9 protein-coding genes are annotated in these 12,599 nt (G+C 64.6%); 4 read left to right on the plus strand and 5 right to left on the minus strand.

From position 1 onward, the window contains the following. Positions 1–23: 23 nt before the first annotated feature. The 3 genes from arfB (at position 24) to AC1MFL_RS20025 (ending at position 4,273) form a co-directional block, all read left to right on the plus strand. Complete coding sequence (gene arfB, locus AC1MFL_RS20015) at positions 24–446, plus strand: alternative ribosome rescue aminoacyl-tRNA hydrolase ArfB (protein WP_479812308.1); 423 nt, start codon at positions 24–26, stop codon at positions 444–446. Between the two features lie 87 nt (positions 447–533). Continuing rightward, positions 534–1,289, plus strand: coding sequence for a potassium channel family protein (locus tag AC1MFL_RS20020; RefSeq protein ID WP_479812310.1), 756 nt, complete (start codon positions 534–536; stop codon positions 1,287–1,289). Positions 1,290–1,462: 173 nt separating this feature from the next. Then, positions 1,463–4,273 (plus strand): helix-turn-helix transcriptional regulator, encoded by a 2,811-nt coding sequence (locus AC1MFL_RS20025; RefSeq protein WP_479812312.1) that lies wholly within the window; start codon positions 1,463–1,465, stop codon positions 4,271–4,273. Positions 4,274–4,283: 10 nt separating this feature from the next. On the opposite strand, the gene AC1MFL_RS20030 is transcribed toward AC1MFL_RS20025, so the two are convergent. The 5 genes from AC1MFL_RS20030 to AC1MFL_RS20050 form a co-directional block, all read right to left on the minus strand. Continuing rightward, entirely contained in the window at positions 4,284–5,105 is an 822-nt protein-coding gene (locus AC1MFL_RS20030; RefSeq protein ID WP_479812314.1) for a hypothetical protein, read from the minus strand. A gap of 123 nt (positions 5,106–5,228) precedes the next feature. Further along, positions 5,229–7,571: a hydantoinase B/oxoprolinase family protein gene (locus AC1MFL_RS20035; protein ID WP_479812316.1), complete on the minus strand. Its 2,343-nt coding sequence runs from the start codon at positions 7,569–7,571 to the stop codon at positions 5,229–5,231. Positions 7,572–7,635: 64 nt separating this feature from the next. Next, positions 7,636–9,762: a hydantoinase/oxoprolinase family protein gene (locus AC1MFL_RS20040; protein ID WP_479812318.1), complete on the minus strand. Its 2,127-nt coding sequence runs from the start codon at positions 9,760–9,762 to the stop codon at positions 7,636–7,638. A gap of 27 nt (positions 9,763–9,789) precedes the next feature. Further along, positions 9,790–10,230: an acetone carboxylase subunit gamma gene (locus AC1MFL_RS20045; protein WP_264197139.1), complete on the minus strand. Its 441-nt coding sequence runs from the start codon at positions 10,228–10,230 to the stop codon at positions 9,790–9,792. 49 nt (positions 10,231–10,279) lie between these two features. After that, a complete protein-coding gene (locus AC1MFL_RS20050; protein WP_479812320.1) occupies positions 10,280–12,208 on the minus strand; it encodes a hydantoinase/oxoprolinase family protein in 1,929 nt (642 codons plus the stop codon). Between the two features lie 134 nt (positions 12,209–12,342). Here AC1MFL_RS20050 and AC1MFL_RS20055 point away from each other — a divergent pair, with 134 nt between their 5' ends. After that, a complete protein-coding gene (locus tag AC1MFL_RS20055; protein ID WP_479812322.1) occupies positions 12,343–12,585 on the plus strand; it encodes a VIT1/CCC1 transporter family protein in 243 nt (80 codons plus the stop codon). The last annotated feature ends 14 nt before the right edge of the window (positions 12,586–12,599 follow it).

Raw genomic sequence — 12,599 nt, forward strand, 5'->3', positions numbered from 1 at the left:
CGATACTGTGCAACGCTGGTTGCATGGATCTGGAGGTGTCGCCCGCGCTCACGATTCCCGCGTCGGAACTGGGCTGGAGGTTCTCCCGTTCGTCCGGGCCAGGCGGTCAACACGTCAACACCTCGGACAGCCGCGTGGAGCTTTCATGGAACATCGCCGACTCTGCGGTGCTTTCGGAGGACCAACGGCTGATGCTGCTCTCGCGTCTCGGACGACGCCTTATCGCCGGGGTGGTCACCGTGACCGCCTCCGAGCGGCGCTCCCAGCTGCGCAACCGCGAGATCGCCCTGGCCAAGCTCGCCGACCTCGTGGCAGCGGCTCTTGCTCCCGAGGCTGCCCCGCGCCGGGCAACCAAACCCACCCGGGGTTCGAACCGCCGGCGCCTTGCCGCCAAGGAACAGCGGTCAGCAACGAAGCGGCAGCGGCAGCGGCCCTCCGCCGAGTAGCGCCGACAGGATCTGGCGGCATTCGCCGTTAACCTGCGTGTCCCTAACATGCGCGTCGGTACAACGTCGCCGCCTAGCCTTGGGACCATGAATCAAGCCCTGTGGCGCAAATACTCCGAGTGGCCCTTGCTCGCGGCCGCCGTTGTCTTTCTGACCGCCTACTCAATCCAGGTGATCGCAAACCTGAAGCCCAGCCAGGCCGATGCCATCGAGACCACAATATGGATCACGTGGGCAGCCTTCGCTGTGGACTACGCCGCCAACCTTTACCTGGCGCCGCAGAAACGAAGATGGTTCCTGAGAAACCTCCACGAGCTTGTGATCCTCGTACTCCCGGTCCTGCGGCCACTCAGGCTATTGCGCCTGGTGACACTACTCAGAATTCTGCACCATACGGGCGGAAACGCCTTACGCGGTCGGATCGTCACCTATGTGCTGGCTTCGGCAGCCCTGCTTATCTACGCGGGAGCACTCGCCGTGCTCGATGCAGAAGAGAACGCGGACGGCTCCAACATCACCAACTTCGCAGATGCGCTGTGGTGGGCAATGACCACGATTACGACCGTCGGATACGGCGATCACTTCCCGGTGACCCTGACCGGCCGGCTCGTCGCCGGTGGGCTGATGATCGGCGGGATCGCCGTACTCGGCGTCGTTACAGCCTCCGTCGCCTCCTGGCTCGTCGAGCACGTGGCCCTGGAGACCGCGGCCGATGTCGAAGCGAATGAGGAGCCCCTCCGCAGGGAAGTTGCCCGGCTCGGACACCAGATCGAATTGCTCACCGCCCAACTGTCCAAGGTCCAGCATCCGGAGCAACCCACCCGCGCCCACCCACCCGGGTAGTCGAGGACGCTTGACGGAAACTACCCGGCTGGGTGGTTGCGGGCCACCCGGCCCGCTGACCAGACTGAATACGGGCCCCGGGCGGACCTGCGCTGTCTTTGTCCCCGCTGTTCCCATAGGATTTTAGAGGGCCAAATGCATCCCGGCGTCCGCCGGACCACAAGGAGGTGGCGATGCCGACAGGACCACCCAGCGCGTCAAGCAAGTTCCGCGCGCCCGAGCCTGTTGGCCAGTGGGTCCGCCGCACGCGGCTGACGGAGATGCTCCACGCGGACCGGAAACGGCGGCTTGCATTGATCCACGCGCCGGCCGGTTTTGGCAAGTCGACCCTTGCTGCCCAATGGATGGAAAACCTGGCGTCCCAGGGCCTTGTGACCGTCTGGTTGTCCCTGGACCGGGACGACAACAACACCATCTGGTTCCTCTCCCACCTTCTCCAGGCAATCCGCAAAGCACGGCCCGGACTCGATGAGGAACTCCAGCAGTTGCTTGAAGAGCGGCCCGACGATGCTGAGCAATACGTGGTTCCCGCTCTCATCAACGCCATCGATGAGGGCGGCCAGGACATCGTCATAACCTTGGACGACTGGCACCTGGTCACGGAGCCCAGAACCATGGCGGTCGTGGAACGGCTGCTGGATGCCGGCGGCTCCCATCTGTCCTTCATCATCACCAGCCGTACCCGCTCCGGCCTGCCACTGGGCCGGCTGATGGTGCGGGACCAGCTTCTCGAAGTGGACGCCGTCGCGCTGAGGTTCGATGAGGAGGAATCCGAGGACTTTCTGGTCGGCATCAACCGGCTGGACCTGGATGCAGGGGACGTGGCCAGCCTCCACCGGACGACCGAGGGCTGGATCGCTGCGCTCCAACTGGTGTCCCTGTCCCTCCGGGACCACCGTGAGGCCTCGGAGCTGATCGAACGGCTCTCGGGCAGGCACGCATCCATCGGCGAATATCTGGCCGAAAACGTCCTCGACACCCTCGACCCCGAAACGCTGGACTTTCTCCTGATGACGTCGGTCCCGGAACGGTTGTGCGCGGGGCTGGCATCCGCCCTCTCGGGCGTGGAGCTGGGCCAGGCCATGCTGGAGAAGATCCAGGCACAGGACCTGTTTCTGCAGCCGCTTGACGAGGACGGCACGTGGTACCGCTATCACCACCTCTTTGAGGACTACCTGCGCCGCCGTCTGGAGCGCGATTACCCGGGCCGGACCAAGGAACTGCACCTCACTGCCGCCCGCTGGTATTCGGAAAACGGCTTCCCCAGCGACGCGGTGGACCACGCCCTCGCCGCCGGGGACGTTGAGCTCGCGGTGGAAATCGTGGAGTCCCGTGCAATGTGGCTGGTGGAACACTCCAGCATGTCGACCCTGCTGGCTCTCGTCGGCAAGATTCCGGCTGGCCACGTGGCCGGGCAGGCGCGGCTCCAGACAGCCGTCGCCTGGGCCCATACGCTGCTGCACCAATCGGCAGCGGCGCAAAGTGCCCTGGACCTGGCCGGAGCCGTGATGCCCGCGGATGCGACCCTGACCGAACACGACCGCTTTGAACTGGGCGTCGAAGGGCTCGTTGTGCAGAGCTGCATCGACATGTACAGCGACAGGGTCAATCACGTGAATGAACTGGACGGGAAGTGCTTCGCCCAGGCGGACTTGCTCCGGCCCTGGATCGTCTCCGTGGCAGCGAACGTCTCCACCTTCAAGAAGATCCACGACGGCGACTACCTTCCCGCCCTGGAGCAGCAGCGCTGGGCCGCGAAGTTCCATGGCCTCACCTCCGGCCCCTTCAGCGGTGTGTACGGACAGTGTTTCGCGGGTCTTGCCGCTTACGCCCTGCTCGATCTGGACCGCGTGGACCAGCACTTCACCGCGGCCGTGGAACTCGGCCGCCGCAAGGCAGGGCGGTATTCGCATGCGGCACGGCTCGCGGGAGCGATGATGGGCCAGCTCCTCTATGAACGCGGCGAACTCGACAAAGCGGAGAAACTGCTGGAAGAAACCCGCGAGCTGGGTTCCGAAGGCGGGGTGGTGGACTTCATGGTGTCCACGTACGCCACGCTCGCAAGAATCAAGGCACTCCGGGGGGACACCCCGCGGGCCCGGGAAATACTCGGCGAAGGCGATCTGGTGGCCGACAGCCTGGGCCTTGACCGGCTCAAACTGGTCATGAACTTCGAACGCGTGCAGTTGGGCATCAGCCCCAGGACCGTCGACGCGGCCCCCCTCGCTGACGTACCGGGCGCGGCAGGTGCCCCGGAAGCGGCGGCCAGCACCGGCCCACGGCTGGACGGACTTGCCGAAACCAGGTACCAGATCCAGCTGGCCACGCAGCTGCGGTCCGCCATGGCTGACGCAGGGCACGGGGGCACGGACTCCCCCACACTGGACACGGTGCAGGCCGCCCGCCACTTGCTGTCGCGGGCAGCAGCCTATTTGGGTCCAAGGGCAGAACTTAATGCCCGGATCCTGCTGGCGGGCGCCCTCGAACAGGCGGGAAACCGTGCGGAAGCCGAAACGACGCTCTGGCCGGCCCTGGAGACGTGTTCGCGGCTGGGCCTGGTCCGGCCCGTGCTCGACGGCGGCGCGAGCTGCCTGGAGCTGGTGCGCGCCATCTCGGCCAGGCTGCGGCGCGAACCCGCCCCGGATGGGGCCAGCCCCGAGCTGCCGCGGTTCCTCAGTATCCTCATCCGGCTGGACTCCCAGGCCAGGACCAACCGCGATGCCGGGTGGCCTTCGGAGCCGGCCGCGCCCGCCACCGGTCCGGCCACTTTGTCCGTTCCGGAACCGGGCTTGTCGCAACGCGAACAGATGATCCTGCGTCTTGTCGAGAAGGAACGGTCCAACCGCGAAATCGCCCAGGAGCTGCATCTGGGCATCGACACCGTCAAGTGGTATCTCAAAAGCCTGTTCAACACGCTCGGCGTCAGCGACCGAAGGGCCTGTGTCACAGAGGCCCGACGGCGGCACCTGCTCCCGTCGAAGTGACCGGCGGCAGCTACCCCAGGGTTTCCAGCCGTGCCAGTACCCCTTCCGGCGACGCGGCGCTGGGGATCTCGCCCAGGTAGAAGTCCCCGGCAGGCAGCGCCACGTCCGGTTCCAGCCAGAATGCTGCCGGAATATAGGCGCCCTCTGCGGCGTCCCCCTGCAGGCGGGCCCGGTCGTCGTCGAGCTGCCCCAGCGTCCAACGGTAGTTGCCGGCCAGATTGGCAACCGGAGTGTAGGCCTCCAGGGGAACGTGCACGCCGCGGGAGGCGCCGGCAGGGGTCCGGTTGTCCAACAGGAGGCCGGCGACGGGGAGCCCCGCGAACGCCCGAAGCCAGTCACTGACGTACATGGAGGCGTTCTCGGCGTTGTCGGCGTCGAGGCCGTCCGCGTTGTCGGCGCCCGAGAAGTGGTGTGTTGCAATGAGCCACGCCATCGGCGACGGGAAGCGCAGCACCACAGGCTGGCGGGCTGTCTTGGTGAACACGGTAACGAAGTCCAGCACCGCCCGGTTGAGGTCGTCGTCGCCCAGCAAAGTCCTCAGCGCGAAACCCGTCCGGGATCTGGCCGCCATGGCGGTCTCGAGCCCGGCGTTGCCGGTGGTCAAATGACCGTACAGCCGGTTCAGGTCCAGGAGCGCCACGTCCGGCCGGAGCAGCCCCTGTGCCTGGGCGAAAAAAGCCGCATATGCGGCGGCGTTGTCCCAGGGGACGGGGCGGCCGCGAAGAATCACGGAGGCTGCATACTCGTGGTGGTCGAACACCACAGCTTTCGGCCGCCCCGACGGAGGGGAGGCAACAACATCGGCGAGTGTGGTGGCAGTGGAAGTGGTCATGACGTCTTTCTCCAAACTTTGGCGGATAGCGGCCTTCAGCGCCGCACCGTCCTGAAGTCGGAGGATGCGGCGCTGAAGGCTTCTTGCATTGCTGCGTCCCGGGCCGGGACGCGTGGTAACGGGCTAGGACTTGCGGTGGACGACTTCCCCGTGCTTGAGTTCGAGCTCGCGGATGCGGTCCTCCAGGGCACTGATCTTCACTTCCCTGCGGTCCGGCAGCATGATCAGCGGCAGCTTGTCGATGGTCGCTTTGACCCGTTCCGGCCCGTTGTTGGTGAAGTGGGTGGCGGTGAGCTCCTCCGTGTCGTCCCCCCAGGACCCGTAGTAGAGCAGATCCTTCGGGGGTTCGGTCTTGACGTAGCCCTCGAGGAACTCCTTGTACGGCTTGCCGCGCGCGATCCGGGCCTGCCGCGAGTCCTGGCGCAACTGGGTGGTTGCCTCCTGGTCCACTACGAAGGTTTCCGGATCCCAGACGACGCCGTAGATGCTGGTGGCGACCTTCGGCGAAATACGGCCGAGTTCCAGATCCTTGGCCACGGCTTCCGGATCACGTTCCAGAACATCGCCGTACCCGCCGCCGGAACCCTGCGCGATCATGTACATCTCGCCGTCCTTGGCGACGTCGAACTGCAGTCCCATATGGGCGGTGGTGTATTTACCGCCCTCGTAGGGCTGCTCGTTCATGATCCGTTCCATGGACAAATCGAATTTGCTGGAGTCCTTGCGGATGATGTCGTAGATGTTGATGCCCTTGACCATGGCCAGCGGTGTCGTGCTGCAGCCGTAGCCGCCGAACATTCCCGTGACGGACGAGAACTTGGACCCCGAGGTAACGGTCATGAAGCCCCACATCGGTGTTCCCTCGGCGGCAACGATCATCTCGTAGCCCATGCCGCCGCTGTTCTTGCCGAAGCCCTGGTTGTCGCGGACGATCCGCTTGCTGACCAGCTGCATGAAAGGGACTTCCTCTTCCATGACCTCCTGTTCAGCCGTGTCGGCCATGGCGCAGAACAGCGGTGAGACGGCGTCTTCACCGTCGCGGAATGCCTTGGCGCCGCCGCCCATGCCGTTGAGGTCGGCACACAGGTTACCCACCTGGTCGCCGTGCTGGGTCAGGCCTCCCCACAGGAAGGTGTTGATCTGGTTGAACCACGGGGCCAGGACATTGGAGAACTTCTCCGGGTTGGAGAACTGCATCTTGGCAAAGGCGGTCTGCAGGGCAGAGAATCCCCGGAACGACGCCTGCAGCGACTGCCCCATCGGCGCATCGTAGCCAGCGTCGGCCCAGGTGTGTTCATCCGAGATGATGTCGATGGGCGACATCGCCGAGGTGCAGCGGGGCAGGTCAGGCCACCAGAACGCCAGGATCGCCTGCATCATCATCGACTTGACCGAACACAGCGGGGAGTTGATGGCCCGGTTGAGGATTTCCGGGCCCGTGCCCCTGAGGTCCACCGTCATTTTCTCACCCTTGACTGTCACCTTGCAGGCGAACTTGATCAGGATGTTCTCCTTGAGCGTGGAGTCCATGAACTGGTTGAAGGACACGGTCCCGTCCGGGAGTTCACTGATGCGGCGCTTGACTTCCTGCTCCACGTCTTCGACCGTGACCCGCAGGGCGGCGACGAAGGTCTCCACTCCCACTTCGTCGATGATGCTGTCGACGCGTTCCTGGATGCGCTGGACGGCACCGATCTTGACCTTCAGGTCGGCCAGTTGCAGCTTGGGGTCGCGGACCGAGTGCTGCAGGAACGTCAGCAGGTCCCGGCGCAGCTCGCCCCTCTCGACGATCTTGAACGGGGACATCCGGAGTCCGTCGTCGAACGGGGTCTCGGAGCCTGACGGCATTCCGCCGGGCTCGCAGGCCCCGTTCTCGCCTTCGTGGATGGTCGCGGCGACCCAGGCGATGATCTTTCCCTCGCGGAAGATCGGCATGATCATGGACTGGTCCGTGTTGTGGACGTTTCCATACCGGGCATCGTTGTGGATGAATCCGTCGCCGGGGTTGATCCCGACCGTCGGCTCGTCCTTCCAGTACTTCATGATGTAGCGGATCGGGTGGTGCAGGATCGCCGAGAACGCGATCACGCCGTGGCAGGACAGGTAGGTGACGTCCCCTTCCGCGGTGTAGATCGCCGTCGTCAGGTCCCCCCATTTGGCGCCGGGAGCGGCACCCATGGCTTCGCACATTTCGTAGCCCTCATCCAGGGCGCCGGCCAGGCGCTTGCGGATGCGGTCCACCTTGATCGGGTCCACACCCTTGGAGATGCACTCATCCTCATAGGCGGACCGGGACGTGATCTGGTGGCTTCGCATGATGGCCGGGTCCGGGCCGAGGAAGAGGGTGGTTTCGTCCATGAACTGGTCCACCCACTGCTGCTCCTGGGCAGTCAGGGGCTGGGAAGCGTCTCCGGCCCTATCTCCGGCTGGGCCGGACGTGCTGGGTTCATTTGCTGTAAGCGTCATTGCTGTCGAGCTCCTTCAATGGGATTAGCTGGAAGGTCTGGATGGGGATCCGCGAGGTGCGGGATCAGTCTTTGAGGAACCACACGGCGCCCTGGGAGGTCGGCTCCAGGCGCCAGGCCGGTTCGACCAGGTATGTGGTGTTTTCCGTGGTGACGATGGCGGGGCCGTGGATGACGTGCTGGTGGTGCAGGGCCTCGGCGTCGTAGACCGGGGTATCCACGGCACCGTCGATCTTCACGAAGTGGACCTGCCGCGTGCCGACCGGGGTGGGCATGGTCCTGTCATGTCCGGTGTCGATCGAGTCGAACTTGACGACGTCCCCGTCCACATAGGACGACACCCTCACGGTCTGGGCCCGGATGCCGGCCTCGGGAGCCTGGCTGCCGGCGCCGTAGCGCTTGCCGTAGATATCCGAGAACGTCCGGATCAGGTGCAGTACGTCGGCGACGCCGCTCACCCGGTTGATGTCGAACACGACGGCGGTGGTCACCAGCTGGTTGCCGTAGCGCATGTCCATTTCGAGGCTGTAGCGGATGTCGGCAGCGGCGTACCCCTGACGGACCAGGTCTTCCTTGCCCTTGGCTTCGAGCTCCTGGATGACATTGTTCAGCTCGTCGTAGCTCTGGTAGAGGCTGCGGTCCGTGGGGTTGTACAGCACGACGTGAGAGCCGCGCTCGTGGATGTGGAGGGGTTTCATGTTCCCGGCGCCGCAGGCCGAGAAGACCGAGGAAAACGGCGGCGCGAGGATTCTGCGGATGCCGGCATGATCGGCGATGCCGCAGGCGTGCAGTGGTCCGTTGCCGCCGTAGGCCAGCATGGTGAAGTCCTCCGGGAGGTATCCCCGGACCCGCAGCTCCTTTGCCATGCCGATCGCCATCTGCTCGTCGACGGCATTCTTGATGATCTTGGCGACCTGGATAGTATCCATGTTCAGGTCATCAGCGAGAACCTCGTCGATTGCGTAGATGGAACGCTTTTTGTTGAGCTTGATGTAGCCGTTGGCGTAGTTGTCCGGGTCCAGGTACCCCAGGACCAGGTCGGCGTCCGTGACCGTCGGGCGGAGGCCGCCGCGGTCGTAGCACGCGGGGCCCGGATCCGAGCCCGCAGATTCCGGCCCGATCTGCACCGCGTGGTGGATGCGGTCATAACTGGCGATCGAACCGCCTCCCGCACCCAGCGTCAGCAGGTGGATCATGGGAACCGACACCAGCCACCGGCCGATGGTCGGCTGGAAGTCGTAGTGCTTGACTCCGCCTTCCGGGACCAGGCCAATGTCGAAGGACGTGCCGCCCATGTCGGTCGAAATCACGTTTCCCAGACCGGTGCTGTGGGCCAGGTGCTGGGCAGCGCCCACTCCGGCGATGGGGCCGGAGTGGATGGTCTGCAGCGCATCTGTCGAGTTGGACTGGGCCATGCCGCCCGAGTTGTGGATGACCAGCATCGGCTTGTCGTACCCGGACGTACGCAGGTTGTTGGACAGCTGCCCCAGCGCGTGGAACATGATCTCGTGCAGGAACGCGTCCACGATCGTCGACGTCGCCCGGACGTACTCGCCTTTTCGGCCCGACACCTGGCTTCCCAGCAGGACGGGGATGGCCCCGAGCTCGTGGGCCGGGTACTCGTCGAGGATGATCTCCAGGATCTGCTGCTCATGGACCGGGTTCTCGGTCGAGTTGACCAGGGACACCACGATCGCTTCCGCTCCGCCGTCCACGAGTTCGCGCACCTGGGTGCGGACATCGTCTTCCATCAGCGAAACGACCACCTTGCCGGCCGAGTTGATGCGTTCCTTCACCGACCGGATCAGGGCGCGGGGCACGAGCGGATCAGGGCGGGTGGCATCGGGCATGTTCTGCTGCTTGGAAGGGTCCAGGCCCTCGCCGTAACCACGGCCGCGGGAAAGCGGGATGGTGTCCTCGAAGCCGTGGGTGACGAGCGCCCCCACACGCGGGCCTTTGCCTTCGATCAGGGCGTTGGTGCCAAGCGTGGTGGCATAGCGGACGGAATCGACTTCCTTCAGGACCAGGTCCCGGTCCAGGCCGGCGCGTGAGCAGGCGAGGTCGAGCGCTTCGTTGAAGCCTTGGGCCAGGTTGTGGTGCGTTGTGAGCGCCTTTGCTTCAACGTACTGGTCTTCCCAGGCAAAAAAGCAGTCGGTAAATGTGCCGCCGATGTCGACGGAGATTCGTTTCATGACCAGTGGTCTCCTTTATTCCAAGTACTAGCTGAACGAATGGGGGGAATGGTTGTGGGTGTTGTGGGAGCCGAGGGCCGGGGCGAAATCGGCGACTGCCTCTTCGCCGGGTCCGTAGTTAATGACGACCTCAGGTTTGGTGCCGCGCTTGGTCCATGTTTCGCGGAGCGAGTCGATGTCCCACAGCATGTCCACCGTGGGCGGGTGTCCCGGCGGTACGTACTCCGTTTCCAGCTGCGTTCCGCAGCCCGGGCAGTAGAACTCGAGAATCCTGCAGAAGGTGGGGTCCGGAGCGAACGTGAATTCGTACTTCTCCGGGTCCAGGATCGACTGGTGGATTTCCGTGGGGTCCCGGTCGTAGACCAGCGTCCCCTCCTTGTAGTTGCCGCGGGCCTCGCCGAGGTCCTGGTTGCATACCCTGCAGTTCCACCGCTCGGTGTCGAGGTCGATGATCAGATATTCCGTCATTGGAATTCGCATAGCGTGTCTCACCTTTTTTCTTGCTGGTTGTGTGGGGTCACTTCTGGAGGGTGTCTGTGAGCATGAGGTCGCCGGAGACCGTCACGTCGAAGACCCAGCCATGCGGCACCCTGGCCGTAAAGTAGGGGCCTTCGACGATTGCGGGGCCTAACGCCGACACCCCGGCCTTTTGGCTGTCCAGGTCGAAGACCTGCACCTCGTCCACCTTGTCCACGGCGGAGCGGACTTTTCGGGTGGAGGCGGCGACGGCGGCCGTCTTCGCCACCGATTCTGCCCGCCTGATCGATGCGTGCGGCAGCTCGTACCGGGCGGTCAGGGTCAGCATGGTGTTGTGTTCGCCGGTGCCGGGCTGCGGATCCGAAGCCAGGTACGGCAGTTCGGAAACCAGCTGGCCGTCGGCGTCTTCGAACACCACGTTCCATTCGAGCCGGCATTCGTCAATTTCGTGGCCCTCCTGGAACATGTCCCGCGTCGCCCGGGCCAGCAGCGTCGCCTTGGTTGCGCCGAAGTCCTGCGCGTCCATCCCCGCGACGTTCGCCTCGTAGGTCTGCGCAATGTCAGAAAAGCCGATTCCGAAGGCTGAGAAGACCGCGGCCATCTTGGGTACCAGGACACGGCGGACGCCGGCGATCCGAGCGGCACCGCAGGCGCTCATGGGTCCGGCCCCTCCGAACGCGGCCACTGTTGTGGCCGCCGCATCCTCGACGTCGGCGGCGAAGGACTGCGCCATGCGCTGGAAGTAGGCTGCCTCCATCCGGATCAGGGCGTCGTTCAGGGTGATCCCTAACGGTTCTGCGATGACCTCGGTGATGACGGCGCGGGAGCGTTCCGTGTCAAGGCGGAAACCTCCGTCGAGGTAGGTGTCCGGATCGAGCACGCCGAGCAGCAGATTTACATCCGTGATGGTGGCCTGCTTGCCCCCAAAACCAAAACAAGCGGGACCCGGTGCGGCTCCGACGCTCTCGGGGCCGACGGTGATGACGCCGTCGCGCAGAGTGATGATGGAACTGCCTCCCACGCCGCTGGAGTGGACGTTGCTCATTTCGAAGGACACCGGCACTCCCTGGATTGAGCCCCGGCGGTCCGTCGAGATCGTGGAGTTCCTTACCGAGCCGATGTCCGTGGTGGTGCCGCCGACGTCGATCATGAGCACGTGCGCGAGCCCATAGGCCGCCGAGAGGGCCTTGGTCCCCTCCAACCCGCCGCGGGGGCCGGATGAGTAGGTCTTCAACGCGACGGACTTGGCCACCCGTGACGAGGCTCCGTCATTGCGGTAGATGAGGAGCGGGTTCTTGACCTTGTGGTCCCGCAGCCGGTGCTCGGTGCTGTAGAGGAACCGCTCCATGGTGGGATGCAGGAAGGAGTTGATGATTCCGGACCAGACGCGGCGGGCCCGGACGGCGTCGGGCGTGAATTCCCAGGAGAACAACATGGGAACCGAGCCCAGCAGGTGGCGGGGGAATTTCCGGAGCAGAACGCCCTTGACGGCCTTCTCCTTGTTGCGGTCCGCCATGGCGATGACAAGCCGTGCGGCGCCGTCGGTCGTCAGCCGGTTGACGTGCTTGACGATTTCCTGGGCGAGCTCCTCGACGTCCTGTTCGGCGTTGATGACCGCCACCCGCGTGCCGACGAGATCTCCGAACAGCTCAGCTGCCGCCTCCCCGTCGCGGAGTTCGCCGGCCAGCGCGGGGCTGTCCGTGAGGATGCCGATACGGGGACCCTTGCGTTCGACCAGGGCGTTCGTGCCCTGGGTGGTGGAGTACCGGATGTGACGGGTGGAGTGCAAAAGCCCGGGGAGATCCTCTTCGCCGAAGATCTCCTTGGATGCTTTGGCCATGCCGTCGAAGAGACACTGGGAGAGGTCAAAGGGCGTGGTGAGGGTCTTCGTGAACGAGAAATTCTCACCGTCCCAGACACAAATATCGGTCAGCGTCCCACCGTTGTCGATGTTAATGAGCCGTTCCATTGATACTCCTTTGTATGTTGAGGCGCGGTGACACCAGCGGCGTATTCCTCGGCTTGCGACTGTGATCCAAGCCACATTGAGGACTGGTTTCAGTGTGGCTCAGCAGCCGGAGTGGCCCGCTACTACCTTCCCGGGTGGACTATTCGCGGCCCTGGGCGGCTACCCGGGTGGTCCCCGCCAGCCGGCCAAGGCTGGAGGGCCTGACTGCACTGATCGTGGCCGGCATCATCGTCGGAGTGGCCCTGTTGACCACGGGCGCTTTCGTCGCGCTGCTCTCCGGTGGAGCGCCCTTGAAGGTGGCACGGCGGCAGCTCGCCATCGCATACGGCGCAGCAGCGGTCAGCTATCTTCCCGGAATGCTGTTCGGAACCCTGTGAGTGGAAATCAGGCT

The organism is Arthrobacter sp. BG3, from assembly GCF_056680185.1.

Bases quoted from the DNA above. Each gene is read 5' to 3' on its own strand.
- AC1MFL_RS20045 (WP_264197139.1), bottom strand. From the start codon at position 10,230: ATGACGGAATATCTGATCATCGACCTCGACACCGAGCGGTGGAACTGC.
- AC1MFL_RS20020 (WP_479812310.1), top strand. From the start codon at position 534: ATGAATCAAGCCCTGTGGCGCAAATACTCCGAGTGGCCCTTGCTCGCG.
- arfB (WP_479812308.1), top strand. From the start codon at position 24: ATGGATCTGGAGGTGTCGCCCGCGCTCACGATTCCCGCGTCGGAACTG.
- AC1MFL_RS20040 (WP_479812318.1), bottom strand. From the start codon at position 9,762: ATGAAACGAATCTCCGTCGACATCGGCGGCACATTTACCGACTGCTTT.
- AC1MFL_RS20035 (WP_479812316.1), bottom strand. From the start codon at position 7,571: ATGACGCTTACAGCAAATGAACCCAGCACGTCCGGCCCAGCCGGAGAT.
- AC1MFL_RS20025 (WP_479812312.1), top strand. From the start codon at position 1,463: ATGCCGACAGGACCACCCAGCGCGTCAAGCAAGTTCCGCGCGCCCGAG.
- AC1MFL_RS20030 (WP_479812314.1), bottom strand. From the start codon at position 5,105: ATGACCACTTCCACTGCCACCACACTCGCCGATGTTGTTGCCTCCCCT.
- AC1MFL_RS20050 (WP_479812320.1), bottom strand. From the start codon at position 12,208: ATGGAACGGCTCATTAACATCGACAACGGTGGGACGCTGACCGATATT.